Raw genomic sequence first — 24479 nt, 5'->3', positions numbered from 1 at the left:
AAGCCGCCATGGCCGTGCAAGATCTGCTCTCCCAGGACGAAATCGACGCGCTGCTGCACGGCGTCGACGACGGCCTGGTGGAAACCGAAGCCGATTCCGACCCCACGGCGGTCAAGTCCTACGACCTGACCAGCCAGGACCGCATCGTCCGCGGTCGCATGCCGACCCTGGAGATGATCAACGAGCGCTTCGCCCGCTACACCCGCATCAGCATGTTCAACCTGCTGCGGCGCTCGGCCGACGTCGCCGTGGGCGGCGTGCAGGTGATGAAGTTCGGCGAGTACGTGCACTCGCTGTATGTGCCCACCAGCCTCAACCTGGTGAAGATGAAGCCGCTGCGCGGCACCGCGCTGTTCATCCTCGACGCCAAGCTGGTGTTCAAGCTGGTGGACAACTTCTTCGGCGGCGACGGCCGCCACGCCAAGATCGAGGGCCGCGAGTTCACCCCCACCGAGCTGCGGGTGGTGCGCATGGTCATCGAGCAGGCCTTCGTCGACCTCGCCGAGGCCTGGAGCGCGGTGCTGCCGATCACCTTCGAGTACGTCAACTCGGAAGTGAACCCGGCCATGGCCAACATCGTCAGCCCCAGCGAGGTGGTGGTGGTCTCCACCTTCCACATCGAGCTGGACGGCGGCGGCGGCGACCTGCACATCACCGTACCCTACGCGATGATCGAGCCGATCCGCGAGATGCTCGACGCCGGCTTCCAGTCCGACGTCGACGACCAGGACGAGCGCTGGCTCAACGCCCTGCGCGAGGACATCCTCGACGTCAACGTGCCGGTGGACGCCACCGTGGTGCGCCGCCAGCTGCGCCTGCGCGACATCCTGCACATGCAGCCGGGCGACGTGATCCCGGTGGAGATGCCCGAATTCATGGTGATGCGCGCCAACGGCGTGCCTTCCTTCAAGGTCAAGCTGGGTTCGCACAAGGGCAACCTGGCCTTCCAGATTCTCGATCCGCTCGAGCGCCCGCGCTGAGCGCATCCCCCCAGAGGACCCGACAATGGCAGATGAAGACAAAGTGACCCCCGAGGAGCAGGCCCTGGCGGACGAATGGGCCGCGGCCCTGTCCGAGGCGGGCGACGCCAGCCAGGACGACATCGACGCGATGATGGCCGGCAACGCCGCGCCGGCCGCCCCGGTGGCGCCGCGCGCGCCCATGGAGGAGTTCGGCATGGCGCCGCGGGCGCCGACCATCGCCGGCCTGGAAGGGCCGAACCTGGACGTCATCCTCGACATCCCGGTGACCATCTCCATGGAGGTCGGCCACACCGACATCACCATCCGCAACCTGCTGCAGCTCAACCAGGGCTCGGTGATCGAGCTCGACCGCCTGGCCGGCGAGCCGCTGGACGTGCTGGTCAACGGCACCCTGATCGCCCACGGCGAGGTGGTGGTGGTGAACGAGAAGTTCGGCATCCGCCTGACCGACGTGATCAGCCCCAGCGAACGCATCAAGAAGCTGCGCTGATGATGGCCCGCCTGCTCGCACCGTTCTGCGCCCTGCCGCTGGCGGGGCTGCTGCCGCTGGCCCATGCCGCCGACGAGCCGGCCGCCGCGCCGGCGCCGGCCATCGTCCACGCCAGCGCCTCGCCGAGCCTGATCACCGGCAGCGCCGGGGCCCAGCTGCTGCAGCTGCTGTTCGGCCTGGTGCTGGTGGTGGCGCTGATCTTCCTGCTCGCCTGGCTGGTGCGCCGCGTGCAGCAGATCGGCCCGCGCGGCAACCAGGCGATCAAGCTGGTGGCCAGCCAGGCCCTGAGCCCGCGCGACCGCCTGCTGCTGGTGCAGGTGGGCGAGGAGCAGATCCTCCTGGGCCTGACGCCGGGGCGCATCACCCCGCTGCACGTGCTCAAGGAGCCGGTGCGCGGCGTCGAGGCCGGCGAGCAGCCGGCGCCGCCGGAATTCGCCCAGCGCCTGCTGGAGCTGCTGAACAAGGACAAGGGCCGCCCGCAATGAGCTTCCCCGCCTTCGCCCAGGCGCTGCGCCGCTGCCTGCCGCTGCTGGCCGTGCTGCTGGCGCTGCTCGCGCCCCAGGCCTTCGCCGCCGACCCGCTGCAGGTGCCGGCGATCACCGTGACCACCAACCCGCAGGGCCAGCAGGAATACTCGGTCAGCCTGCAGATCCTGCTGATCATGACGGCGCTGAGCTTCATTCCGGCGTTCGTCATGCTGATGACCAGCTTCACCCGGATCATCATCGTCTTCGCCATCCTGCGCCAGGCGCTGGGCCTGCAGACCACGCCGTCGAACCAGATCCTCGTGGGCCTTGCGCTGTTCCTCACCCTGTTCGTCATGGCGCCGGTGTTCGACAAGGTCAACAGCACCGCGCTGCAGCCCTACCTGAACGAGCAGATCCAGGCCCCGGAGGCGCTGAGCCGCGCCGAGGTGCCGCTGAAGTCGTTCATGCTGGCGCAGACCCGGCAGTCGGACCTGGACCTGTTCGTGCGCCTGTCCAAGCGCACCGACATCGCCAACGCCGACGCCACGCCGCTGACCATCCTGGTCCCGGCCTTCGTCACCTCGGAGCTGAAGACCGCGTTCCAGATCGGCTTCATGATCTTCATCCCGTTCCTGATCATCGACCTGGTGGTGGCCAGCGTGCTCATGGCCATGGGCATGATGATGCTGTCGCCGCTGATCATCTCGCTGCCGTTCAAGATCATGCTGTTCGTCCTGGTGGACGGCTGGGCGCTGATCATCGGCACCCTGGCCGGCAGCTTCGGCACCGTTTGACTAGAGAGGAGGGCGCGCCATGACCCCGGAAGTCGCCGTCGACCTGTTCCGCCAGGCACTCTGGCTGACCGCCATGATGGTCGCCATCCTGGTGCTGCCGAGCCTGCTGGTGGGCCTGGTGGTGGCCATGTTCCAGGCCGCCACGCAGATCAACGAGCAGACCCTGAGCTTCCTGCCGCGCCTGCTGGTGACCCTCGGCACGCTGATCGTCCTGGGCCCCTGGCTGGTGCGCGAGCTGATGGAGTACACCCAGGGCCTGATCACCAGCATCCCCACGCTGATCGGCTGATGCTGGAGCTGAGCAACGCGCAGATCGGCGCCTGGGTCGGCAGCTTCGTGCTGCCGCTGTTCCGCATCGCCGCGCTGCTGATGACCATGCCGATCTTCAGCAACCAGATGGTCCCGGCGCGGGTGCGCCTATACCTGTCCCTGGCCATCGCCGTGGTGCTGGTGCCGACCCTGCCGCCGATGCCCCAGGTCGACGCCCTGAACCTGCGGGCCATGCTGCTGGTGGGCGAGCAGGTGCTGATCGGCGCCATGCTCGGCTTCACCCTGCAGCTGTTCTTCCACGTGTTCGTGGTCGCCGGGCAACTGCTGTCGATGCAGATGGGCCTGGGCTTCGCCTCCACCGTGGACCCGGCCAACGGCATCTCGGTGCCGGTGATGGGGCAGTTCTTCAGCCTGCTGGTGACCCTGCTGTTCCTGGCCATGAACGGCCACCTGGTGGTGCTGGAGGTGATCGCCGAGAGCTTCGTCACCCTGCCGGTGGGCCAGGGCCTGTCCGGCGAGCACCTGTACACCGTGGCCGGCAAGCTCGGCTGGGTGCTCGGCGGCGGCCTGCTGATCGCCCTGCCGGCGGTCACCGCGCTGCTGGTGGTGAACCTCGCCTTCGGCGCCATGACCCGCGCCGCGCCGCAACTGAACATCTTCTCCATCGGCTTCCCGCTGACCCTGGTGATGGGCTTCGTCATCGTCTGGATCGGCACCGCCGAAATCCTCTCGCAGTACCAGGACCTCGTCCGCGAGGCCCTGGCGCTGCTCCGTGAACTGGTGGGAGCGCGCTGATGGCGGAAAGCGAGAGCGGCCAGGACAAGACGGAGGAACCCACGGAGAAACGCCGCCGCGAGGCCCGCGAGAAAGGCCAGCTGCCGCGTTCCCGGGAACTCAACACCCTGGCCGTGCTGATGGCCGGGGCCGGCGCGCTGCTGGCCTACGGCGCGCACCTGGCCGAGGTGCTGATGGGGGTGATGCGCGGCAGCTTCGAGCTGTCCCGCGAGACGGCGATGAACAGCGAAAGCATGCTGCGCCTGCTGGGCAGCGCCGCGCGCGGGGCCGCCGAGGGGCTCTGGCCGATCCTGCTGGTGCTGCTCTTCGCCGCCATCGTCGGCCCCATCGCCCTGGGCGGCTGGCTGTTCTCCGGCCAGGCCCTGGCGCCCAAGTTCAGCCGCATGAACCCGCTGGAGGGGATCAAGCGGATGTTCTCCAGCAAGTCGGTGCTGGAGCTGTTCAAGGCGCTGATCAAGTTCGTGGTGGTGCTGGCGGTGGCAGTGCTGGTGCTGCGCTCGGACAAGGAGGCCCTGCTGGCGCTGCTGCACCAGCCGTTGCACACGGCCATCGTGGAAAGCGTCAAGGTGGTGGGCTGGAGCGCCTTCTGGATGGCCTGCAGCCTGCTGCTGATCGCCGCCGTGGACGTGCCCTACCAGCTCTGGGACAACCGCCAGAAGCTGCTGATGACCAAGCAGGAAGTGCGCGACGAGTACAAGGACTCCGAGGGCAAGCCCGAGGTCAAGGCCAAGGTCCGTCGCCTGCAGCGCGAGATGGCGCAGCGGCGCATGATGCAGGCGGTGCCCGACGCCGACGTGGTGATCACCAACCCGACGCACTTCGCCGTGGCCCTGAAGTACGATGCCAAGGCCGGCGGCGCGCCGCGCCTGCTGGCCAAGGGCAACGACTTCCTGGCCCTGAAGATCCGCGAGGTGGCCCAGGAGCACAAGGTCACGGTGCTGGAGTCGCCGGCCCTGGCCCGTGCGGTCTACTACTCCACCGAGCTGGACCAGGAGATTCCCGCCGGCCTCTACCTGGCGGTGGCCCAGGTGCTGGCCTACGTCTACCAGCTCAAGCAGTTCCGCGCCGGCAAGGGCAAGCGCCCGGGGCCGATGCCCGAAGTACCCATCCCGCCGGACCTGCGCCGCGACGAATGACGCACCGCGTTCGTCGCCCGCCATTGACGGCTGCCGCTGGCGGCCTTCACTTTCACTTGAGGGCCGGTGGCGCTTGCCGTGGTACGACCTGAACGGAGTCGGATCACAACCACGGGATTGCTGCCATGGCCAAGGTATTGCTGACCGCCGCGCTGCGCGGCGAATACGAACAACTTTTCAATAGTTGCCAGATCCGCCCGGCGCGCGCCGCCGAGGTGGAGGCGCTGGTCGAGCGCATCGAGGACAACCAGCCGCGCTACGCCGAGGTCGGCAAGGCCCTGGGCATCCCCTGGGGCTTCATCGGCGTGGTGCACTGCATGGAAAGCGGCCTGCGCTTCGACCGCCACCTGCACAACGGCGACCCGCTGACGGCGCGCACCGTGCAGGTGCCGGCGGGGCGGCCGAAGGAGGGCAAGCCGCCCTTCACCTGGGAGGAAAGCGCCGAGGACGCCCTGCGCCTGAAGCGCCTGGGCGCGGCCACCGACTGGAGCCTGGCCGGCACCCTCTACCAACTGGAGGCCTACAACGGCTTCGGCTACCGGCTGTACCACCCCCATGTGCTCTCGCCCTACCTGTGGAGCTATTGCAACCACTACCAGAGCGGCAAGTACGTGCAGGACGGCACCTGGTCCGACAGCGCCCAGTCCAAGCAGTGCGGCGCCGCGGTGCTGCTGCGGCGCATGGCCGAGCGCGGCCTGCTGGAGTTCGTCGACCAGCCGAAGCCGAGCGCGGCCCGGCCGCTGCTGGTGAACTACTCCATGAGCCTGTCGGAAGACGCGGCCGAGGTGCGCCGGGTGGAGGAACTGCAGACCTGGCTGAACAGCTTCCCGGGCGTCTTCGTCAAGATCGACGGAGTGCCCGGCAAGCGCACCTCGGAGGCCTGGCGGCTGGTCACCGGCGGCTACCTGCCCGGTGACCCGCGCGCCCGGCGGCGGGCGGCCGCCTGAGGCTCACCAGATGGGGATGCTGTAGTTGGCGATCAGGCGGTTCTCGTCCATGTCCGCGCCGTGGCTGCTGCGCGCGGTGACGTTGCGCCAGCGCAGCGACAGCCCCTTGAGCGGCCCGTCCTGCAGGGTGTAGGCCAGGTCGGTGTCGCGCTCGTACTCGTGGCCGTCCTCCAGCCCCGCGCCGCGGCGGATGTCGTCGCCGCGGGTGTAGCGGGTCATGAAGCTCAGGCCGGGGATGCCGAGGGAGGCGAAGTCGTAGTCGTAGCGCAGCTGCCAGGACTTCTCCCCGGGCTGGGTGAAGGTCTGGATGGTCATCAGGTTATGCGAGTAGGGCGGGGTGTAGCCGTTGAGGGTGGGGAAGCCGTCGTCGCCCATCATGTCCTGGTAGGCCACGCCGATGGCATGGGCGCCGGCGCGCAGGGTGAACATCACGCTGAGGTTGCGGTTGTCCACCGGGCCCGAGATCGCCTGGCCGTCGTCGTCGCTGTCGAAGTAGCGCAGGTCGCTGCGCAGCGACACGCCCTCGGCCAGCGGCAGGGTGTGCACCAGGCCGTAGAAGTGCTGCTGGTAGATGTCCTTGAGCTGGCCGTAGAAGTAGCTGGCGGTCAGGTTCGGGGTGAAGGCGTAGCTGGCGCCGGCGAGGTTGAACTCGTCGCTGGCGAAGGCCTTGCTGCGGCCCATGATGTACATGTCGTCGTTGCCCGCCGACTCGCGGGTGCGCGACTTCCACAGCTGGCCGGCGGTGAGCGTCAGCCTGTCGACCTCGTTGGAGGTCAGCAGGGCGCCGTCGAAGGTCTGCGGCATCAGCCGCACGTCGTCGCGGAACACCACCGGCAGCTGCGGCTCCAGCAGGCCGATGTTCAGCTGCGTCTTCGAGTAGCGCAGCTTGGCGGTCAGCCCGGCATGGCTGTAGTCGTCCACCGGCTCGCGCGAGTTCGGCCCGAAGGGCAGGGTGCCGTCGCCGCTGCGCCCGCGGCCGGAGTCGAGCTTGACGCCGAGCAGCCCGGTGGCGTCCAGGCCGAAGCCGATGGGGCCCTCGGTGAAGCCCGACTGCAGGCGCAGGACGAAGGCCTGGGACCAGTTGCCGGCCTGGGATTGCGCGGCGTTGTCCTGGCGGTAGTCGCGCAGCTGGTAGAAGTTGCGCAGGTCCAGGCGGCCGCTGCTGTCGTCGATGAAATCGGCCTGGGCGGCCAGCGGCAGCAGGCTCGCGGCCAGCAGGCCGTAATGGAATGGAATGCGCTTCTGAGTGTGTGTGGCGGACATGGTTCTTCCCTTGTTGTTCTTGTTCTGCGCCCCCGGCGGGGGCCTGCGGGAAGGGGTTTTATCACATAATTAATTTGTTAACGATATGCGTGAGCGAGCGGGAGCTTTCGCCCCGCAGATCGGGCATTTTCCTATGGGGGCCCGGAAGCGCCTGTTCTATAAAGTCGAAATCCGCGGAATAACTGGCATTCCGCAGTGGCCGACTGACATCTTGTTACATTTGTCACGACGGCATTGCGCCACCTCGCACAATGAGCATATTGTTAAAGTGTTAACGATGTGCCTGAATCTAGCCCTTCCCGGACGCCGCCAGGTGTCCGCCCGACGATAAGAACAACACCGAGGTAACGGCATGAAGAAATCCTCCTTCCTGGCCCTGCTGCTCGCCTGTGGCAGCCTGGCCCCGGCCCTGGCGGCCGAGCGCGTGACGCTGAAGATCGCGCACTTCCTCCCGGCCAGCTCCAACGCCCAGCAGCACGTCATCCAGCCCTGGTGCGACACCCTGGCCCGCGAGTCGGAGCAGCGCATCCAGTGCCAGATCTACCCCTCCATGCAGCTCGGCGGCACCCCGGGGCAACTGCCGGACCAGGTGCGCAACGGCGTGGTGGACATCGTCTGGACCGCCCCCGGCTACTCGCCCGGGCGCTTCCCGCGCAGCGAGGCGGTGGAGCTGCCGTTCATGCTGCCGGCCAACGGCGTGCAGGCCTCGAAGATCATCTGGCAGTTCTACCAGCAGGCCCTGCAGGACGATTACAAGGGCTACCGCGTGCTGGCCCTGCACAGCGACGGCGGCATGCAGCTGCACACCACCGGCAAGGCGGTGCGCCAGCTGGAAGACCTCAAGGGCCTGAAGCTGCGCGCCTCCTCGCGCATGAGCGCCCGCCTGGTCACGGGCCTGGGCGCGGCGCCGGTGAGCATGCCGGCGGCGCAGCTCACCGAGTCGCTGTCCAAGGGCGTGATCGACGGCGCCCTGGCTAGCTGGGAGCTGATCCCGGCGCTGAAGCTCGACGAGGTGACGCAGCATCACACCGACGTGCCGGAGGGCCGCCCGACCTTCTCCATCACCCTGCTGGGCATGCTGATGAACCCGCGCAGCTACGAGCGCATGCCCGACGACCTCAAGGCGATCCTCGACCGCAACAGCGGCGAGGCCCTGGTGCAGCGCTTCGGCGAAGCCTGGGACGGCGAGCTGGCTAGGGCCCGCGAGATGGTCGCCAAGGACAGCGTGGCCAGCTTCGAGCCGGCGGCCTACCAGCGCCTGCGCGAGGCGGGCGACAAGGTCACCGCCGAGTGGGTGGCCGATGCCGAGGGCAAGGGGCTGGTGGGCAGGCAACTGGCCGAGCAGCTGCGCGAGCTGTCCCGGACCGCCGGCGTCGAGCTGTAAGGGGTGGCCGCGATGAGCGAGATGCTGTCCCTGGAAGGCGCCGTGCCGGTACGCAGCAAGGGCCTGCCGGTGCGCCTGCTGGAGGCCGTGGCGCAGGGCTTCGCCTACGCCGGCGGCGCCGTGCTGCTGGCCCTGGTGGGCATGTCCCTGGTGTCCATCATCGGCCGCAAGCTGTGGTCGACGCCGGTCACCGGCGACATGGAGCTGCTGGAGATGGGGGCGGCGGTGGCCATCGCCGCCTTCCTGCCGCTGTGCGAGATCCGCAACGGCCACATCCGCGTGGAGATGTTCTCCAACTGGATGCCCCTGGCCGTGCGCCGCGGGCTCGACGCCCTGGCGCACCTGCTGTTCGCCGTGGTCGCCGCGGTGCTGGCCTGGCGCACCGGGCTGCAGGTGCTGGAGGCCCACGCCAACCAGGACAGCAGCACCCTGCTGGCGGTGCCGCACTGGATCCCCCTGGCGCTGGTGGTGCCGAGCCTGGCGCTGCTGTGCCTGTGCGCCCTGTGCCGCAGCCTGCTGGCCTTGCTGGATGAAGGAGCCGTGCGATGAGCGGAATGGCCCTTGGCCTGTGGATGTTCGCCGGGCTGCTGGCGATGCTGGTGCTGCGCGTGCAGGTCGGGGTGGCGATGTTCCTGGCCGGCGCGCTGTGCTTCCTGGTGATCAACCAGGGCGACCTCGGCGCCTTGCTCTACACCCTCAACAACCTGGCCTACGCGCGCCTGTCCAACTACGACCTGGCGGTGATCCCGCTGTTCGTGCTGATGGGCCAGTTCGCCACCCACGGCGGCCTGTCGAAGGCGCTGTTCCGCTGCGCCTCGGCCTTCATCGGCCATTGGCGCGGGGGCCTTGCGCTGTCGGCGGTGGGCGCCTGCGCCGGCTTCGGGGCGATCTGCGGCTCGTCCCTGGCCACCGCGGCGACCATGGGCCAGGTGGCCCTGCCGGAGCTTGCGCGGCACAAATACTCCGGGCGCCTGGCCACCGCTTCGGTGGCGGCTGGCGGCACCCTGGGCATCCTCATCCCGCCGTCGGTGCCGCTGATCATCTACGCGGTGCTGACCCAGGAATCCATCGCCAAGCTGTTCGTCGCCGCCATGCTGCCGGCGCTGGTCGCGGTGATCGGCTACATGCTGGTGATCCGCATCCAGGTCGCCCGCGACCCCAACGCCTGCCAGCCGGCGCCCAAGGCCAGCGGCCGCGAGCGGCTGGCGGCCTTCGTGCAGATCCTGCCGATCCTGGCGATCTTCCTGGTGGTGATCGTCGGCATCTACGGCGGCTGGGCCAACCCCACCGAGGCGGCCTCCATCGGCGCCGCGGCCTGCGGCCTGCTGGCGGTGCTGCGCGGCGGCATGCGCTGGGACGGGCTGGGCAAGAGCCTGACCGGCACCGCCGAGGCCAGCGCCATGATCTTCCTGGTGCTGCTGGGCGCCGACCTGCTCAACTCCGGCCTGGCGCTGACGCAGATGCCGGTGGAGCTGGCCACCTGGGTCCGCGACAGCGGCCTGGCGCCGCTGCTGGTGCTGGCGGTGATCCTGCTGATCTACCTGCTGCTGGGCTGCGTGATGGACTCGCTGGCGATGATCCTGCTGACCATCCCGATCTTCTACCCGATGATCATGGGCCTGGAGTTCTTCGACCTGACGGCCGGGGAGAAGTCCATCTGGTTCGGCATCCTGGCGCTGATGGTGGTGGAGATCGGCCTGATCCACCCACCCCTGGGGATGAACCTGTTCATCGTCAACAGGCTGGCGAAGGACGTGCCCTACATGGAAACGGCCAAGGGCGTGCTGCCGTTCCTGGCCTCGGACCTGCTGCGCATCGTGCTGCTGGTGCTGGTGCCGGGGTTGTCGCTCTGGTTGCTGAGCTTCTGAGCCGGGGAGCCCGCTCGACCGTAGGGCGGATAACCGTTCGCGGTTATCCGCCGATACGCGGGGGGCACAGTCAATGCCCAGTCCAACCCCGGAGCCGTCGGGGATCACGGTCAAACGGCGGATAACGCCGTAGGCGTTATTCGCCCTACGCCAGGCCCGACCATGACGTAGGGCGAATAACCGTTCGCGGTTATCCGCCGATACGCCGGGGCCACAGCCAATGCCCAGCCCAACCCCGGAGCCGCCGAAGATCACGGTCAAACGGCGGATAACGCCGTAGGCGTTATTCGCCCTACGCCAGACCCGACCGTGACGTAGGGCGGATAACCGTTCGCGGTTATCCGCCGATACGCCGGGGCCACAGCCAATGCCCAGCCCAACCCCGGAGCCGCCGAAGATCACGGTCAAACGGCGGATAACGCCGTAGGCGTTATGCGCCCTACATGGGATGGTGTGGGCGGGGCGGCGTAGGAGCGGACTCCGTCCGCGATCGGGCTCACCAGTTCAATAGGTGATGCACACCGACTTTTCCTCCGTGAACCCCTCGATCGCCGCCCGCCCGAACTCCCGGCCCAGGCCCGACTGCTTGTAGCCGCCGAACGGCAGGTTGGGGTCCACCGGCACGTGGTTGTTGACCCACACCGTGCCCGCCTCGATCCGCGGGATCAGGTCCATCACCCGGCCCAGGTCGTTGCTCCAGATGCTCGCCGCCAGGCCGTAGGGGTTGTCGTTGATCTGCGCCACGGCAGTGTCGAGGTCGTCGTAGCTCAGCACCGAGAGCACCGGGCCGAAGATTTCCTCGCGGGCGCAGGCCATGCCGGCGTCCACCCCGTCCAGCACCGTCGGTTCGACGTAGTAGCCGGGCAGGTCCGGGCGGCCGCCGCCGCAGACGAAGCGGGCGCCCTGTTCGCGGGCCAGGGCCAGGTGGCGCAGCACGCTGTCCTGCTGGCGGCGCGATACCAGCGGGTTGACCTGGGCCTGCGGGTCCAGGCCCGGGCCGATGCCCAGCCCGCCCACCTGGTTGGCCAGGCGCTCGACGAACTCCGCGTGGCGGCTGCTGTGGACGAACAGCCGCGAGGCCGCCGCGCAGACCTGGCCCTGGTTCAGCAGGCCGCCGCCGATGGCGCCGGCCACGGCCTTGTCCAGGTCGGCGTCGGGCAGCACCAGCATGGGGTTCTTGCCGCCCAGTTCGAGGGTGAAGCGCGTCATGTTCTGCAGCGCCGCGCCGCCCACCAGCTTGCCCACCGCGGTGGAGCCGGTGAAGGACACCTTGTTCAGCAGCGGGTGCGCCACCAGCGCCGCGCCGGCCTCGGCGCCGCCCAGCAGGACGTTGAAGACGCCGGCGGGGATGCCCGCCTCGATGGCCAGCTCGGCCGCGCGCAGGGCGGTCAACGGCGTCTCGTCGGCCGGCTTGACGATCACCGTGCAGCCGCAGGCCAGGGCCGGCATCACCTTCCACAGGGCGATCATCAGCGGGAAGTTCCACGGCACTATGCCGGCCACCACGCCCACCGGCTCGCGGCGGGTGTAGGCGTTGAAGCGCGCGCCGGCCGGCATGGGGATGGAGACGCCCAGCGTCTGCCCCTCGATCTTGGTGGCCCAGCCGGCCATGTAGCGCATGTAGCCGAGGGAGGCGCCGACCTCGATGGCGCGGGCGATGTGGATCGACTTGCCCTGTTCCAGGGTTTCCAGCTGCGCCAGCTCTTCGGCGTGGCGCTCCACCAGGTCGGCGAAGCGCAGCAGCACGCGTTCCCGCTCGCTGGGCGCCAGGCCGCTCCAGGCGCCGGAACGGAAGGCGCGGTGGGCCGACTGCACGCAGGCATCCACCTGCTCCAGGTCGGCCAGGCGGACCTCGGCCAGGGGGCTGTCGTCGGCGGGGTTGCGCAGGGTGCGGCGGGCGTCGCCGCCCGGTGCGCGCTGTGCGCCGTCGATGAAAGAGGCGTGGGGGCGGGCGAGGCGGGCCTGCACCTCCGGGAGGATCGGGGTCAGCGGGCTGGACATGGGCGGCTCCTGGGCTGCGATGGTCGATGGCCCAGGCTAGCGGCGGCCTGCGCCGGCGGCTTGTCCGAGGCTGCCAGGCGGGCATGACCCCGGCTGCCGGCGTGGCAGCCGTGGACAAGTCCGCCGGCAAGCCTGGGCAAGACGCCAGCAGGCCGCGGGCGCACAGTGGGCGCCAGGCTCCACCGCGCCGCTTGCCGGCGCCCCGGCGCAGGGGAGGGTGGGGCGCGGCCAATCCAACAATAAGCGGCCGCGACGGGGCATCGCCCCTTGCATGCCTAAGCCACAACAAACCAGAACATCTGCTTAGAGGCCCACCACCATGTCCATCCAGCAGCAGCTCGACGCCCACCTGAGGCGCGGCTCGGTCGGTTTTCCCACCGCCCTGGCCAGCACCATCGGCCTGATCATGGCCAGCCCCGTCATCCTCACCGCCACCATGGGCTTCGGCATCGGCGGCAGCGCCTTCGCCGCGGCCATGGTGATCGCCATGCTGATGATGCTGGCGCAGTCCACCACCTTCGCCGAGGCGGCCTCGATGCTGCCCACCAGCGGCTCGGTGTACGACTACATCTCCTGCGGCATGGGGCGCTTCTTCGCCATCACCGGGACCATCGCCGCCTACCTGATCGTCCACGTCTTCGCCGGCACCGCCGAGACCATCCTCGCCGGGGTGATGGCGCTGGTGAACTTCGAGCACCTCAACACCCTGGCCGAGTCCGCCGGCGGCTCCTGGCTGCTGGGCGTGGGCTTCGTGGTGGTGTTCGGCATCCTCAACGTGTTCGGCGTCAACGCCTTCGGCAAGGCCGAGGTGGTGCTGACCTTCGGCATGTGGACCACCCTGATGGTGTTCGGCGTGCTCGGCCTGCTGGCCGCCCCGGCGGTGCAGCTGGACGGCTGGTTCGGCGCCTCCCTGGTCGGCACCGACCTGCAGACCATCCTCTCGCTGGTGGGCATGGCCATGTTCATGTTCGTCGGCTGCGAGTTCGTCACCCCGCTGGCGCCGGACCTGCGCAACTCGGCCCGGGTGATGCCGCGGGCCATGGCCCTGGGCCTGTTCGGCGTGGCCTCGTGCATGTTCATCTACGGCGCGGCGATGAAGCGCCAGGTGGAGAACGTGCTGCTCGACCCGGCCGCCGGCGTGCACCTGCTGGATACCCCCATGGCCATCCCGCGCTTCGCCGAGCAGGTGATGGGCCAGGTCGGCCCGCTGTGGCTGGGCGTGGGCTTCCTGTTCGCCGGCGCCGCCACCATCAACACGCTGATGGCCGGCGTGCCGCGGATCATGTACGGCATGGCCGTGGATGGTGCGCTGCCCAAGTGCTTCGCCTACCTGCAGCCGCGCTTCAAGACCCCGGTGCTGTGCATCCTGGCGGCGGTGCTGATCCCCTGCCTGCACGCCCTGTGGCTGCGCGGCAACACCGACCACATCATGAACCTGGTGCTGGCCGCGGTCTGCGCCTGGAGCACCGCCTACCTGCTGGTGACCCTCTCCGTGGTGCTGCTGCGCATCCGCCGCCCGGACCTGCCGCGCGCCTACCGCTCGCCGCTGTTCCCGCTGCCGCAGATCGTCTCCAGCGTCGGTATCCTCATCGGCATGTGGTACATCACCCCGCCGGGCATGAACCCCACCGACATCTACCTGCCCTTCGCCGTGATGCTCGGCCTGACCGCCGCCTACGCGCTGGTCTGGACGCTGCTGGTGCAGAAGGTCAACCCGTTCCGCCCGGTGCCGGTGGAAGAGGTGCTGGAGAAGGAATTCCGCGCCGAACCCGGCATCCATTCCAGCGAGTTCTATGGCCATGCTTCCAAGGCTGTCTGACTGGCTGCGCCGGCCGCCCTCGGGCTACCGCCCGGGGGTGACCCTGGAGCAGGCCCGGCGCAACCTCGGCGGCCTGGCCTTCGAGGCCCTGGCGCCCGGCGCCGGGCGCTTCAGCACGGTGGACGGCGGGCTGGTCTTCGAATTGCGCGAGCGGCCCCAGGCGCAGTTCCTCATGCACCTGGTGCTCACCGAGTTCGTCGTCGAGGGACCGGCCCTGGCGCCTGGCGAGGCGCGCTTCGAGTTGCGCCACCGGGGCGTGCTGCGGCGCCGGGGGGTGGAATGCCGGCAGCGCAGTGGCGATGCGGCCCTGGGCGCGCGCCTGGCCGAGCGCCTGGCGGCCGACGAGCACCTGCAACGGGCGCTACCGCCGCTGGACTTCAAGCGCCTGGAACTGGAGTTCGGCGCCGGGCGCTGGCGCATCCGCCTGGAGCACATGGCCGCCAGCGAGGTGGTCAACCGCCTGCCCAGCTTCCGCCGCTACCTGCGCCTGGACCGCGAACAGCGCGACCACCTGCTGCGCACGCTGTTCCACCTGGGGCGCCTGCTCGGCGACCTCTGAGCGCGGCTTGCCGCGCTTCTTTCATTCACTGTTTATCCAAGGCCACTGGCATGCAGGCTGCATGGGAAACGGCTGTCAGAAATTCGTTGCGGGCAATTAGATAACATGTTAACTGTTTCGCGACAACAACAAGGCCACCCTACGGAGGTGCGTATGCAAGCCCATCACGCGGCCCAGGTCGGGCTGGAAGGCTGGAGCGCGGCGTTGCGCGCCATCTGCGGCCAGTTCGAGACCCAGCTGGCTTTCAGCCGCTCGCTGTTCATCGGCGAGATCCACGCGCAATCGCACTCCGGCCTGACCATGGCGCACCTGCGCACCAATGCCGGGCTGATCGCCCGCAAGCGCCTCAACGCGGACCAGGACGACGACCGCCATTGCTTCCTGATCAGCCAGCGCAGCGGCTTCTCCCAGGTCAGCCAGAACGGCGTGGACATCCAGCTGGCTCCCGGCGAGCTGCTGCTGATGGATTCGGTGGGCAGCTGCGAGATCACCCCCTTCGGCCTCATCGAGCACGCCTCCCTGCACCTGCCGCGCACGGCGCTGGACAAGGTGCTGCCCGGGCGCAGCAAGTTCGGCAAGGTCTCCGCCGCCTGCGCCAGCGGGCGCATGCTGCACCTGCTGGTGGACCAGCTGTGCCGCGAGTCCGGCTCGAGCCCCGCCGGCGCCGAAAGCGATGCCCTGGTGAACGCCTTCATCGCCCTGCTGCCCACGGCCCTGGGCGCCAGCGACGAGGCGCCGGCCGGCGGCGAGGCGCTGCAGGGCGGCAACCTGCGCAGCTACGTGCAGAAGGTCATCGACGAATCCCTCGCCCAGCCGGGCCTGAACCCCCAGGGCCTGGCGCAGCGCCTGAACATCTCGGTCCGCCACCTGTACCGCCTGTTCGAGGAGCAGGGCGACAGCGTCTGCCGCTACATCCAGCGGGCGCGTCTGCAGCGCAGCGCCGACGACCTGGCCAACCCCATCCTCAGGGGCGAGTCGATCACCACCATCGCCTACAAGTGGGGCTTCACCGACTCGGCGCACTTCAGCCGCGCCTTCAAGAAGCACTTCGAGCGCTCGCCGAAGGACTACCGCGCCTGCGCCCTGGGCGCGGCCTGAATCACAGCAACTGGTCGATGAGCACGGCGTTGCTGTAGATCAGGCTGCCGTCGCTGGCGCGGTGGCCCACCAGGTGGAAGTGGCCGCGCTCGTCGCGGTCCAGGTAGACGCGCATCCGGCAGTCGGACAGCGGGCTGTATTCCTCGGGCAGGTTCAGCTCCAGGGTGCTCATGTCGACGTCCACCCAGCGCTCGGGCTCATGGGTGCGCTGCAGTTCCTCCTCGGCGTCTTCCAGGTGCCGGCGGTCGGTGCCGCTGAGGTAGAAGTGGATGTCCTCGATGGGCATGGGCTGGGCGTCGGGGTTGGTCTTGCACCAGCCTTCGATGGTCAGGGTGCTCATGGCGTGGCCTCCGTTTCGCTGGCCGGCAGCAATCGCCCGGCCTGTCCCGATTGGACCACGCGTGCGCGGTGCCTGCTGCGGCGCCTGGACAAACGGAGCGATGGCCGGTGCGGGGCACCGGCCATCGGGGCTCAGTCGGCGAGCTGGCGCGCCAGGTCCTGCACGCGCTGGCGGAGGAAGGCCGCCGCTTCGGCGCCCGGCTGCTGCAGCTGGATGAAGTCCAGCAGCGGGTCGTCCACCGCGGTGCGGATGCCGCTCATCTCCTCCAGCACCGCCAGGCCGCAGAAGGGCACGTAGGCCTCGGCGTAGCCGCCCTCGTGGACCAGCACCAGGCGCCCGTCGCAGAGCTGTTCGGCGGCCTCGCGCAGGCGCGCGGTCATGGCGCGGAAGGAGCCGCTGTGCAGCAGCATGCGCGCCAGCGGGTCCACCGCGTTGGCGTCGTAGCCGCAGGCGACGACGATCAGCTGCGGGCGGAAGCGCCGCAGGGCCGGCAGGACGATTTCGTCCAGCGCCTGCAGGTAGGCGTCGTGGCCGCTGCCGGCCGGTAGCGGGACGTTCAGGTTGGCGCCCAGGCCGGCGCCGCGGCCGCGGTCGGCGACGCCGCCGTAGCCCGGCGGGAAGCAGTTCTCCTGGTGCAGCGAGAGGCTCAGCACGTCGCCGCGTTCCTCGTAGATGGCCTGGGTGCCGTTGCCGTGGTGCACGTCCCAGTCCACCACCGCCACCCGCTCGATGCCGTGGTTCGCCCTGGCCGCCTCGATGGCGATGGGGATGTTGGCCAGCATGCAGAAGCCCATGGCCTGGTCGGCCAGGCAGTGGTGGCCCGGCGGGCGCGACAGCGAGTAGGCGTTGTCCGCCTCGCCGCGCAGCACGCAGTCCACCGCGGCCGTGGCCAGGCCGGCGGAGAGCCTGGCGATCTCGTAGCTGCCCGGGCCGATGGGCGCGTGGTCGCCCAGTTCGCCGCCGCCGGCGTCGCTCAGGGCCTTGAAGCGTTGCAGGTAGCGCTCCGGGTGCACGCGCAGCAGGTCCCGCTCGCTGGCCGGCTCGGCGCTGCGCAGGTCCAGCTGGCGGGTGAGGCCGGAAACGTCCATCAGGTTCTTCAGGCGGCGCTTGCTTTCCGGCGATTCGGCGTGGCCGCCGCCGGCCGGCGGCTGCACCCAGCCGCCCACGGGCAGGAACAGGGCGTGCTGGCTGGCGCTGTGCCAGAGGCTCAGTTCGTCGAAGAAGAACGCGGTGCGTCGGGTCATGGAAGGCTCCATTCATAGGTGTTTATAGGTGTTCACAGGGATTCACAGGGGTTGCGCAGTGGCGGCCGCCGCGCGCGGGCGGCTGCCGAGGATCAGCGGCAGGGACAGGGCGGTGAGCGCGGCGGCGCCCAGCAGCAGGCCGTGGAAGCCGCCGTCGGCGCCGATCAGCCGCCCGCCGAGGGCCGGGCCGAGTGCCAGGCCGGCGCCTATCACCAGGTTGCTCAGGCTCATCAGCCGGCCGCTGGCGTCCAGCTCGGCGAGGCAGGCGAGGATGAACGGCAGGGCGTAGGTCCAGGTGAACTTGAACAGCAGCGCGGCCAGGGCGAAGCGCGCCAGGCCCGGGGCGCCGAGCAGCAGCAGGATGGCCACGGCCATCAGGGCGAAGCCGCCGGCCAGCTGGCGTTCGCGGCGCCAGCGCTCGCCCGCCAGGCTGGCGCAGGCGGCCCCGGCGATGCCGGCCAGGGTGGCCACGGCCAGCACCTCGCCGCCCAGGGTGGCGGCCAGCCCGGCGCGTTCGCCGATGGCGCCGACGAAGGTCCAGACCGCGCTGAGGGCGACGTAGAAGCCGAGCAGGCCGAGGATGGCGACGGCGATCTTCCAGCGCGGCGCCTCGACGGCGCCGCGGCTGCCGGCGCTGGCCACGGCGCCGCGGGGGAAGGCGCGCACCAGCGGCAGCGCCAGCAGCATCAGCCCGGCCAGCGCCAGGTAGCCGGCGCCCAGGCCGTAGGCCTGGTACAGGCGCGGCAGCACGGCCAGGCCGACGGCGCCGAGCACCAGTTGGCCGAGCACCCAGATGCCGTAGGCGCGGCTGGGGTTGGGCATGCCGGCGGCGCAGGACAGGCAGAGGATCATCAGCGAGCCGCCGCAGAAGGCGCTGAGGGCGCGCAGGGCGAGCAGCGCCTGGTAGCCGCTGGCGCTGGCCGAGGCCAGGTTGGCCAGGATGAAGCCCAGCGCCGCCAGCAGCCCGGCCAGGCGCCAGTCCACGCGCCTGAGCCAGAACAGCGAGGGCAGGGTGGCCAGGCTCATGGCGCCCAGCTCGACGGCGAACAGGTCGCCGATGCGCGCCGGCGCCAGCTGTAGCTGGGTGGCCAGCTGGCTGGCGATGGCCGGGGCGGTGAGCAGCACCGCCGGGGTGATGGCGGCGAACAGCACCACGGCCGCCAGCAGGGCCGGGGAGGGATTGCGCGGAAGGGGCATGGCGGCGACCTCAGAAGGCGTGGACGAAGCGCAGCAGCAGGTTGTCCTGGGCATACGCGTTGGCGGTGGAGACATTGCGGGTGAGGCCGAGCAGCACCTGGTTGCGCTTGTCCAGCCAGTGGCCGACCTCGAAGCCGGCCTGGGTGTAGCGCTGGTGGCTGTCGTCGATGTCGTGGCCGCCCAGGCGCAGGGCGCCGCCGTCGGCGGCGATCAGCCGCAGCGCGGCGTAGGTGGCGGGAGTGAAGTCGTAGGAGGCGAACGCCTGCAGGCGGTACAGCGGTTTCTGTTCGAGGGTGGCGCCGAGGTAGTCGTCGTTGTCGCCGTAGAGCTGGGCCTCGAGGTTGGCTTCCAGCACCCAGTTCTCGCCGACGCCCCGGGTGTAGTTGTAGTTCAGGTGCAGGGCCCAGCGGTTGGCCCCCGGCGACACGCCCGGGTCCTTGGCGTGGTACTCGCCCAGGGGCAGGCTGACCAGGGCCAGCAGGCCGCTGTAGGTGCGCGTCTGCGGCTCGTCGATGAAGAACAGCGTGCCGCCCACCTGCGGGTCGCCCAGCCCGCGCTCGCGGCTGTGCTCGGCGGCGCCGGGGCCGCGCGCCTCGATGTCGGCGTAGGGCACGATGAACTGCGGCGTGCACAGGCGCCCGCAGATGTCGCTGAACCACAACTGGCGGTAGGCCAGGGCATTGACCTTCAGGTCGGCCTTGCCGGTGCTGTCCGCCGCGCCGTGGTAGTCGTCGGAGCGCGTCAGCGGCAGGTAGGTCACCCCCAGGCTGGTGCCCACAGGGGCGGAAAAGAAGTCGCGGGCGTTGAGGTCGGCGGCCTGGGCCTGGCCGAGGTACAGCGCGCCAAGGGCGCAGAGCGAAAGGCTTGGGTGCAGCTTCATGGTGGTTTTCTTCTTCTGTGAGGCGGGCGAAAGCCTCCCCTGGCGCCGCGCGCGGGCGCGGCGTCGGGATGTGGAGGCGGTGGAGGGAAGCGGCCGGCGTCAGCCGGGCGGGTGGTGCAGCAGCTGGGCGATGCCGGCCTTGCCGTTGACGCCGAGCTTGCTGTAGATGCTGCGGATGTGGTGGCGCACGGTGTTCGGCGCCAGGCCCAGCTCGCGGGCGATTTCCTTGTAGGTGCTGCCCAGGCCGAAGCGCTGCGCCACCTCGGCCTCGCGGGTGCTCAGGCGGGCCATGGCCGGGCACAGGCGGGCGCTGAGCAGCAGCAGGTCGTGCACGGCGGTGGCCTGCAGCTGCAGGCGCTGGCCGCTGTAGCCGGCGGCCGGGTCGACCGCCTCGGGCAGGCACGGGCCGGTCCAGCGCGGCCACTCGTGCAGCAGCAGCTCGACGAAGCCTCGCTCGGCGTAGTGCAGCATGCCGCGCCGGTCGCACACCGCCAGGGCCAGCGGGTTGGGGGCGTCCAGGCGCTCGCGCAGGGCCACCAGCGCGCGGATCTGGTTGGCCCCTTCGGCGGCCACCAGGTGCGGCATCATCTGGTCCACCAGGAAGCGCTCGCGGGCGTCGAAGGGGCGCGCGCCGGCGCGGCGGTACAGGCTCAGGTGCAGGCTGAGCTGGGTGCGCGGGTCGATGTGGATGATGCAGAGGAACTCGCCGAAGCCGTGGCGCTCGGCCAGCCAGCGCAGGCCCGGGGTGCAGTCGGCGGCGCGGGTGTCGATGCGCACCGAGCGGCCCGGGGTGGCATAGACGCGCTTGACGGTGATGTCCTGGTGGCGGATCGCCTGCCAGTCGGCCAGGTAGCTGTCCGGCAGCCGGAACAGGTGGCTGCTGTGCTCCAGCGGCAGGCCGTCGACCAGCGCCGCGCGGCCCCACCAGGCCATGTCGAAGTCCAGCAGTTGCCGCAGGCGGTGCATGGCGGCGGCGTGGAAGCCGGGTAGCGCGCATTCCTGGGCCAGGCGCTGGAGGTCCAGGACCAGGGCGTTGAATTCGCTGAAGCGCTGGGCGCCGAAGGTCAGGTCGAGGGTGCTGCTCATGGGGTCCCCCTGCTGCGACTTTAGTTGTTGTTGTCAGTCATCAGTGAGCGGCCGGGTGTCGGAACGACAGGGCAGGGCCTGGGTTCGAGTATCTTCGCTGCGCTGCGCGCGCACCATCCTGCAGATGCAGGATGGTGGGCCCTTCAGGCCAGCGCGGCGGTGCTTTCCGGCAGGGTGGCGCCGCCGTCCACCACCAGGGTCTGGCCGGTGATGTAGGCGGCGGCGTCGGAGGCGAGGAAGAGCATGGCGTTGGCGATGTCCGCCGGCTGGCCGAGGTGGCCCAGGGGGATGCCGGCGGCGATGCGCGCCTCCAGGGCCTGGTCGCCGAGGTTGGCCATGGCCGGGGTGCGGATCATGCCCGGCTCCACGCCGTTGACGCGCACCTTGCGTGGCGCCAGCTCCAGCGCGGCGTTGCGGATGAAGCCGTTGACCCCGGCCTTGGACGCCGCGTAGTGGCTCAGCCCCGGGTAGGCCACCCGGGGGCCCGTGACCGACGAGGTGGCCAGCACGCAGCCGCCGCCGCGCGCGGCGAACAGCGGCAGGGCAGCCTGGGTCAGCCAGAACAGCGCGCCCAGGTTTACCGCCAGGGTGCGTTGCAGCAGCTCCGGGGTGATGGCGGCGAAGTCGGTCAGCGGGAAGTGGGCGGCGTTGTGCACCAGCACGTCCAGGCCATCGAGCCCGGCGAGGGCGGCGGCGATGGCCGGGGGATCGGCCAGGTCCACGGCCAGCGCCCGCGCCTCGCGGCCCTGGCTGCGCAGTTCGCCGGCCAGGGCTTCGACGGCGCCTGCCTGGCGGTCGAGCAGCAGCAGGTTGGCACCGGCTTCGGCGAAGCCCTCGGCGATGCGGCGGCCGATGCCCTGGGCCGCGCCGGTGACCAGCACCCGCTTGCCACCAAAGTCGAAGCGCGTCATGGCCCATCCTCCAGGCGTTCGAAGGCCAGTGTCGGCAGGTCTACCACGCTGGCGCCGCCATCGGCCACCAGGCAGGCGCCGGTGACGATGGCCGCCGCGTCGCTGGCGAGGAACCGGCACAGCCCGGCGATCTCGTCCGCCGTGGCCGGGCGGCGCAGCGGCACCTCGGCGGTGACCCGCGCGTAGGCGGCGTCCAGGCTTTCGCCATGGTGTTGCATCAGCGGCTGCATCTCGGCGTCGGCCATGGGCGTGCGCACCCAGCCCGGGCACAGGGCGTTGACGCGCACGCCGCGCGGGCCGTAGTCCCGCGCCAGGGAGCGCATCAGGCCGATGAGGGCGTGCTTGGCGACGGTGTAGCCGCACACGCCGGGCCCGGCCACCAGGGAGGCGATGGAGCCCACCAGCACCATGTTGCCGCGCCGCGCCAGCAGCGACGGCAGGCAGGCGCGGGCGCTGGCGAAGGCGCTGTCGAGGTTGCCGCGCAGGGCCTCGCGCCAGGCCGCATCGCTGGTCTCGCCGGCCGTGCCCAGGCCGTGGCCGCCAGCGCAGGCGACGAGCACGTCGATGCCGCCGAACGCCGCCTCGATGCGCTGCACGAAGCCCCGCCAGGTTTCGCCGTCGGCGGCGTCGCCGGCAAGCACCAGGCCGCCGGTGCTGGCCGCCACCTGTTCCAACGCCTCGCGGCGGCGGCCGATCAGCACCAGTTGGTCGCCCGCTTCGGCGAAGCGCCGCGCGCAGGCCGCGCCTATGCCGGTGCCGGCGCCGGTGATGACGACGACCCGGCCGCTCATGCGTACACCGTGCGGTTGAGCTCGTCGCAGTAGGAGGCGACCGGGAAGTTGGACAGCTCGTCGAAGGCGGCGCCGGCATAGCCGAAGATCTTGCCGTCGCTGCGGTGCTGCTGCAGGTCGATCATCACCAGGCCGAGGGTGGGGACGATCTTCTCGCGCCAGACGAACAGGTACAGCTGGTCGGCGACCTTGTAGTAGTGGCAGCGGTCGGTGTCGCACAGCCCGGCCTCGACGCCGCCCAGGCACTGCCAGGTGTAGAAGCCGTCGTTCAGGTAGATGTGCTCGTAGACCTCGCTGGGGCTGTAGCGGTAGCGGTTGCGCAGGCCCACCAGCTCGCGGGTCGGGGCGTGGGGGCAGGCGCCGTCCCGCCAGGGGCGGTCGAGGCTGCCGTGGAGGATCTGCACCTGCACGCCGGTCAGGTCCTTGCCGGCCAGGGCGCGGGCGTAGAGGCCCTCGGCGGTGTCCGCGGCGTCGGGCAGGCGGCCGAGCACGGCGGTGAAGGACTGGCTGTGGCGGTCCAGCACCAGGCTGACCGACCAGGCCTGGCCATCCTCGCGCTTGATGAAGTCGACCAGGACGATGCCGGGGCGCACCGAGGTGGCGCGGTAGGGCGCCTCGCCCACGGAATGGCCGTCGCTGGCGCGCCAGCGGGTGGTCTCGGCGTCGAACTGGTGCTCGATGCGCCAGCCGTTGGCGAAGTGCAGTTCCAGGCGCTGCCCGGCGAGATCGGCCAGGCGCGGCAGGATGAAGGCTTCGGGGGCGAAACCCTCGGCGAGGGCGCCGACGGTGATCCAGTCGGAAGAGGTGCTCATGGGTGGGACTCCTGTGTCTGTGGAGCCTCCATGCTGCGTGGTGTGGCGCGGGCGGAACATCAACCGGATGGTTGATCCAGGAACAGCCGCGCCAGCAGTTCGGTGCGGCTGGCCACGCCGGCCTTGCGGAACAGGTGGATGAGGTGCGTCTTCACCGTGGCCAGGCCCAGGCCGAGCTGGCGCGCCAGGTCCTTGTTGCTGGCGCCGTCGCGCAGCAGCAGGGCGATCTCGCGCTCGCGCGGGGTGAGCCGGGCGAGGGCGCCGGGGCTGCGCGGCAGGGCCTGGGCGGCCAGCTCCAGCAGCCCCTGCAGGGCCCGCAGGCGGTCGAATTCGTCGCTGGAGAAGGGCGCCTCGCCGACGCGCCGCAGCAGGGAAAGCCCGGCCAACGGGCGGCCCTTGTCGGCGGCGATGACTTCCACTACGTCGATCACCCCGTGCCGGCGCAGGAAGCCGTGGTAGCGCTCGCGCTGCGCATCGGGCTGCTGCGCCATGCCCACGGCCAGGGGCACCACCGGCAGCCCGGTGGCCAGGCAGGCGCGGGGCTGCAGCGGGTCGAGGCGGTGGTAGTGGTCGAGGTAGTCGGCATGCATCTGCCGGCCCATGCCGAGCAACTGGAAGTCGCAGGCCTGCAGGTCGGCGTCGATGCGGTAGAAGGCGGCGCGGGTGCTGGGGACCAGTTGCTGGAAGCTGTGCAGGCAGCGTTGGCCTATGTGTTCGGGGGTGGGCATGGGCTGGGTTCTGCGTGGGGGTGGGGCCAGGTGCCTGAGGGGAGCTTGTTTCCCTCTCCCTAACCCTCTCCCTGAAGGGAGAGGGGACCGTTCGGAGTGGCTGGGTTTTCCAGCGTCAGCCGGCAGCTCCAGAGCTGCCGGCTAAAACTATTGTCGACGCCGGCACGGACAAGCCCCCTCTCCCTTCAGGGAGAGGGCTGGGGAGAGGGGCTCTTCAAGTTCCCGAACCAGGCCTCAAACCACCGCGTAATAGTGTTTCACGAACCCCTCGCCCGGCACCTCCCACAGCACCGCCGTGCCCTTGGTCACGAACCAGCTGTCGCCGGCCTTGTACAGCTGGCTCTGGCCGGTGGATTCGTCGGTCAGCCGCACCTCGCCGCTGACCACCGTGGCCTGCTCGTTGAACGGGTAGGTCATGCGGAACTTGCCGCCGGTGGTGCCGAAGTAGGCCGCGCTGACCGGGTCGGTGGGGGCGCCGGCGGTCATCTTGCCGAAGGCGCGGACCTCGCCCTCGAGGATTTCCGAGCCGAGGTCGGCCACCGTGCCCCAGGCGTCCAGTTGGTCGAGGGTGATGCCTTGCTTGATGGGGGTGAGTGCCATGTGCTTGCTCCTGTGC

Annotated in this window: 26 protein-coding genes; 14 read left to right on the top strand and 12 right to left on the bottom strand. The window is 70.1% G+C overall.

The window, feature by feature from the left end:
• Positions 1–8 precede the first annotated feature (8 nt).
• The 8 genes from fliM to VV867_RS11360 all read left to right on the top strand — a co-directional run bounded on the left by fliM (position 9) and on the right by VV867_RS11360 (position 5882).
• A complete protein-coding gene (gene fliM / locus VV867_RS11395; RefSeq protein ID WP_089393971.1) occupies positions 9–980 on the top strand; it encodes a flagellar motor switch protein FliM in 972 nt (323 codons plus the stop codon).
• A 25-nt stretch (positions 981–1005) separates the two neighbouring features.
• Complete coding sequence (fliN, locus tag VV867_RS11390; RefSeq protein WP_009621630.1) at positions 1006–1473, top strand: flagellar motor switch protein FliN; 468 nt, start codon at positions 1006–1008, stop codon at positions 1471–1473.
• Positions 1473–1958: a flagellar biosynthetic protein FliO gene (gene fliO / locus VV867_RS11385; protein WP_442965015.1), complete on the top strand. Its 486-nt coding sequence runs from the start codon at positions 1473–1475 to the stop codon at positions 1956–1958. The genes fliN and fliO overlap by 1 nt, the downstream gene beginning before the upstream one ends.
• On the top strand, positions 1955–2734 hold the full coding sequence (fliP, locus tag VV867_RS11380; protein WP_009621632.1) for a flagellar type III secretion system pore protein FliP: 780 nt from the start codon (positions 1955–1957) through the stop codon (positions 2732–2734). The genes fliO and fliP overlap by 4 nt, the downstream gene beginning before the upstream one ends.
• Positions 2735–2753: 19 nt before the next feature.
• A complete protein-coding gene (fliQ, locus tag VV867_RS11375; RefSeq protein WP_009621633.1) occupies positions 2754–3023 on the top strand; it encodes a flagellar biosynthesis protein FliQ in 270 nt (89 codons plus the stop codon).
• Complete coding sequence (gene fliR / locus VV867_RS11370; protein ID WP_089393974.1) at positions 3023–3799, top strand: flagellar biosynthetic protein FliR; 777 nt, start codon at positions 3023–3025, stop codon at positions 3797–3799. Before fliQ ends, fliR begins: the two co-directional genes overlap by 1 nt.
• A complete protein-coding gene (gene flhB / locus VV867_RS11365) occupies positions 3799–4935 on the top strand; it encodes a flagellar biosynthesis protein FlhB (RefSeq protein ID WP_109935409.1) in 1137 nt (378 codons plus the stop codon). The genes fliR and flhB overlap by 1 nt, the downstream gene beginning before the upstream one ends.
• A gap of 125 nt (positions 4936–5060) precedes the next feature.
• Positions 5061–5882, top strand: coding sequence for a hypothetical protein (locus VV867_RS11360; RefSeq protein WP_109935408.1), 822 nt, complete (start codon positions 5061–5063; stop codon positions 5880–5882).
• A gap of 3 nt (positions 5883–5885) precedes the next feature.
• Here the strand turns inward: VV867_RS11360 and VV867_RS11355 are convergent, their stop codons facing one another.
• Positions 5886–7145, bottom strand: coding sequence for an OprD family porin (locus tag VV867_RS11355; protein ID WP_275629241.1), 1260 nt, complete (start codon positions 7143–7145; stop codon positions 5886–5888).
• A 352-nt stretch (positions 7146–7497) separates the two neighbouring features.
• On the opposite strand from VV867_RS11355, the gene VV867_RS11350 reads away from it, so the two are divergent.
• From VV867_RS11350 to VV867_RS11340, 3 genes are read left to right on the top strand one after another with little or no spacing between them, the layout of a single operon-like run.
• Positions 7498–8529 carry a TRAP transporter substrate-binding protein gene (locus tag VV867_RS11350; protein ID WP_328566404.1) on the top strand — a complete coding sequence of 344 codons (1032 nt, stop codon included), beginning with the start codon at positions 7498–7500 and terminating at the stop codon, positions 8527–8529.
• Positions 8530–8541: 12 nt separating this feature from the next.
• Positions 8542–9078: a TRAP transporter small permease gene (locus tag VV867_RS11345; protein ID WP_109935405.1), complete on the top strand. Its 537-nt coding sequence runs from the start codon at positions 8542–8544 to the stop codon at positions 9076–9078.
• A complete protein-coding gene (locus VV867_RS11340; protein WP_328566403.1) occupies positions 9075–10397 on the top strand; it encodes a TRAP transporter large permease in 1323 nt (440 codons plus the stop codon). Before VV867_RS11345 ends, VV867_RS11340 begins: the two co-directional genes overlap by 4 nt.
• Positions 10398–10901: 504 nt before the next feature.
• Here the strand turns inward: VV867_RS11340 and VV867_RS11335 are convergent.
• Positions 10902–12398 (bottom strand): aldehyde dehydrogenase family protein, encoded by a 1497-nt coding sequence (locus VV867_RS11335; protein WP_328566402.1) that lies wholly within the window; start codon positions 12396–12398, stop codon positions 10902–10904.
• A 319-nt stretch (positions 12399–12717) separates the two neighbouring features.
• Here VV867_RS11335 and VV867_RS11330 point away from each other — a divergent pair, with 319 nt between their 5' ends.
• From VV867_RS11330 to feaR, 3 genes are all read left to right on the top strand, one after another.
• Positions 12718–14217: an APC family permease gene (locus VV867_RS11330; protein WP_109934651.1), complete on the top strand. Its 1500-nt coding sequence runs from the start codon at positions 12718–12720 to the stop codon at positions 14215–14217.
• Positions 14198–14776 carry a DUF3156 family protein gene (locus VV867_RS11325; RefSeq protein WP_109934698.1) on the top strand — a complete coding sequence of 193 codons (579 nt, stop codon included), beginning with the start codon at positions 14198–14200 and terminating at the stop codon, positions 14774–14776. The genes VV867_RS11330 and VV867_RS11325 overlap by 20 nt, the downstream gene beginning before the upstream one ends.
• A gap of 153 nt (positions 14777–14929) precedes the next feature.
• Positions 14930–15874: a transcriptional regulator FeaR gene (gene feaR / locus VV867_RS11320; protein ID WP_328566401.1), complete on the top strand. Its 945-nt coding sequence runs from the start codon at positions 14930–14932 to the stop codon at positions 15872–15874.
• A gap of 1 nt (position 15875) precedes the next feature.
• Here the strand turns inward: feaR and VV867_RS11315 are convergent, their stop codons facing one another.
• From VV867_RS11315 to VV867_RS11270, 10 genes are all read right to left on the bottom strand, one after another.
• Positions 15876–16214, bottom strand: a complete 339-nt coding sequence (locus VV867_RS11315) for a hypothetical protein (RefSeq protein WP_089393984.1) — start codon at positions 16212–16214, stop codon at positions 15876–15878.
• Positions 16215–16345: 131 nt separating this feature from the next.
• Positions 16346–17458 (bottom strand): class II histone deacetylase, encoded by a 1113-nt coding sequence (locus tag VV867_RS11310; RefSeq protein ID WP_109934649.1) that lies wholly within the window; start codon positions 17456–17458, stop codon positions 16346–16348.
• A 42-nt stretch (positions 17459–17500) separates the two neighbouring features.
• On the bottom strand, positions 17501–18655 hold the full coding sequence (locus VV867_RS11305; protein ID WP_109934648.1) for an MFS transporter: 1155 nt from the start codon (positions 18653–18655) through the stop codon (positions 17501–17503).
• A gap of 10 nt (positions 18656–18665) precedes the next feature.
• On the bottom strand, positions 18666–19535 hold the full coding sequence (locus tag VV867_RS11300) for a transporter (protein WP_109934647.1): 870 nt from the start codon (positions 19533–19535) through the stop codon (positions 18666–18668).
• A 99-nt stretch (positions 19536–19634) separates the two neighbouring features.
• The gene (locus tag VV867_RS11295; protein ID WP_109934646.1) at positions 19635–20621 is read right to left on the bottom strand and encodes a helix-turn-helix transcriptional regulator; all 987 of its coding nucleotides are present in this window, start codon (positions 20619–20621) and stop codon (positions 19635–19637) included.
• A 143-nt stretch (positions 20622–20764) separates the two neighbouring features.
• Positions 20765–21532, bottom strand: coding sequence for an SDR family oxidoreductase (locus VV867_RS11290; RefSeq protein WP_328566400.1), 768 nt, complete (start codon positions 21530–21532; stop codon positions 20765–20767).
• The gene (locus VV867_RS11285) at positions 21529–22323 is read right to left on the bottom strand and encodes an SDR family NAD(P)-dependent oxidoreductase (RefSeq protein ID WP_328566399.1); all 795 of its coding nucleotides are present in this window, start codon (positions 22321–22323) and stop codon (positions 21529–21531) included. Before VV867_RS11285 ends, VV867_RS11290 begins: the two co-directional genes overlap by 4 nt.
• Positions 22320–23135, bottom strand: a complete 816-nt coding sequence (locus VV867_RS11280) for a molybdenum cofactor biosynthesis F family protein (protein WP_328566398.1) — start codon at positions 23133–23135, stop codon at positions 22320–22322. The genes VV867_RS11285 and VV867_RS11280 overlap by 4 nt, the downstream gene beginning before the upstream one ends.
• 59 nt (positions 23136–23194) lie before the next feature.
• A complete protein-coding gene (locus VV867_RS11275; protein ID WP_275629250.1) occupies positions 23195–23863 on the bottom strand; it encodes a response regulator transcription factor in 669 nt (222 codons plus the stop codon).
• A 234-nt stretch (positions 23864–24097) separates the two neighbouring features.
• Positions 24098–24463 carry a cupin domain-containing protein gene (locus tag VV867_RS11270; RefSeq protein ID WP_109934324.1) on the bottom strand — a complete coding sequence of 122 codons (366 nt, stop codon included), beginning with the start codon at positions 24461–24463 and terminating at the stop codon, positions 24098–24100.
• Positions 24464–24479: the final 16 nt, after the last annotated feature.

This window comes from Pseudomonas sp. JH-2 (assembly GCF_036231725.1).
Taxonomy (GTDB): domain Bacteria; phylum Pseudomonadota; class Gammaproteobacteria; order Pseudomonadales; family Pseudomonadaceae; genus Pseudomonas; species Pseudomonas delhiensis.
The sequence above is the reverse complement of the archived record's forward strand: the minus strand, read 5'-3'. Positions and strand labels throughout refer to the sequence as shown.

Bases quoted from the DNA above. Each gene is read 5' to 3' on its own strand.
- VV867_RS11335 (WP_328566402.1), bottom strand. From the start codon at position 12,398: ATGTCCAGCCCGCTGACCCCGATCCTCCCGGAGGTGCAGGCCCGCCTC.
- VV867_RS11355 (WP_275629241.1), bottom strand. From the start codon at position 7,145: ATGTCCGCCACACACACTCAGAAGCGCATTCCATTCCATTACGGCCTG.
- VV867_RS11330 (WP_109934651.1), top strand. From the start codon at position 12,718: ATGTCCATCCAGCAGCAGCTCGACGCCCACCTGAGGCGCGGCTCGGTC.
- fliR (WP_089393974.1), top strand. From the start codon at position 3,023: ATGCTGGAGCTGAGCAACGCGCAGATCGGCGCCTGGGTCGGCAGCTTC.
- VV867_RS11325 (WP_109934698.1), top strand. From the start codon at position 14,198: ATGCTTCCAAGGCTGTCTGACTGGCTGCGCCGGCCGCCCTCGGGCTAC.
- VV867_RS11350 (WP_328566404.1), top strand. From the start codon at position 7,498: ATGAAGAAATCCTCCTTCCTGGCCCTGCTGCTCGCCTGTGGCAGCCTG.
- VV867_RS11360 (WP_109935408.1), top strand. From the start codon at position 5,061: ATGGCCAAGGTATTGCTGACCGCCGCGCTGCGCGGCGAATACGAACAA.
- VV867_RS11345 (WP_109935405.1), top strand. From the start codon at position 8,542: ATGAGCGAGATGCTGTCCCTGGAAGGCGCCGTGCCGGTACGCAGCAAG.
- VV867_RS11275 (WP_275629250.1), bottom strand. From the start codon at position 23,863: ATGCCCACCCCCGAACACATAGGCCAACGCTGCCTGCACAGCTTCCAG.
- fliO (WP_442965015.1), top strand. From the start codon at position 1,473: ATGATGGCCCGCCTGCTCGCACCGTTCTGCGCCCTGCCGCTGGCGGGG.
- fliN (WP_009621630.1), top strand. From the start codon at position 1,006: ATGGCAGATGAAGACAAAGTGACCCCCGAGGAGCAGGCCCTGGCGGAC.
- VV867_RS11315 (WP_089393984.1), bottom strand. From the start codon at position 16,214: ATGAGCACCCTGACCATCGAAGGCTGGTGCAAGACCAACCCCGACGCC.
- flhB (WP_109935409.1), top strand. From the start codon at position 3,799: ATGGCGGAAAGCGAGAGCGGCCAGGACAAGACGGAGGAACCCACGGAG.
- VV867_RS11290 (WP_328566400.1), bottom strand. From the start codon at position 21,532: ATGACGCGCTTCGACTTTGGTGGCAAGCGGGTGCTGGTCACCGGCGCG.
- VV867_RS11285 (WP_328566399.1), bottom strand. From the start codon at position 22,323: ATGAGCGGCCGGGTCGTCGTCATCACCGGCGCCGGCACCGGCATAGGC.
- VV867_RS11280 (WP_328566398.1), bottom strand. From the start codon at position 23,135: ATGAGCACCTCTTCCGACTGGATCACCGTCGGCGCCCTCGCCGAGGGT.
- feaR (WP_328566401.1), top strand. From the start codon at position 14,930: ATGCAAGCCCATCACGCGGCCCAGGTCGGGCTGGAAGGCTGGAGCGCG.
- fliQ (WP_009621633.1), top strand. From the start codon at position 2,754: ATGACCCCGGAAGTCGCCGTCGACCTGTTCCGCCAGGCACTCTGGCTG.
- VV867_RS11340 (WP_328566403.1), top strand. From the start codon at position 9,075: ATGAGCGGAATGGCCCTTGGCCTGTGGATGTTCGCCGGGCTGCTGGCG.
- fliP (WP_009621632.1), top strand. From the start codon at position 1,955: ATGAGCTTCCCCGCCTTCGCCCAGGCGCTGCGCCGCTGCCTGCCGCTG.
- VV867_RS11305 (WP_109934648.1), bottom strand. From the start codon at position 18,655: ATGCCCCTTCCGCGCAATCCCTCCCCGGCCCTGCTGGCGGCCGTGGTG.
- fliM (WP_089393971.1), top strand. From the start codon at position 9: ATGGCCGTGCAAGATCTGCTCTCCCAGGACGAAATCGACGCGCTGCTG.
- VV867_RS11295 (WP_109934646.1), bottom strand. From the start codon at position 20,621: ATGAGCAGCACCCTCGACCTGACCTTCGGCGCCCAGCGCTTCAGCGAA.
- VV867_RS11270 (WP_109934324.1), bottom strand. From the start codon at position 24,463: ATGGCACTCACCCCCATCAAGCAAGGCATCACCCTCGACCAACTGGAC.
- VV867_RS11300 (WP_109934647.1), bottom strand. From the start codon at position 19,535: ATGAAGCTGCACCCAAGCCTTTCGCTCTGCGCCCTTGGCGCGCTGTAC.
- VV867_RS11310 (WP_109934649.1), bottom strand. From the start codon at position 17,458: ATGACCCGACGCACCGCGTTCTTCTTCGACGAACTGAGCCTCTGGCAC.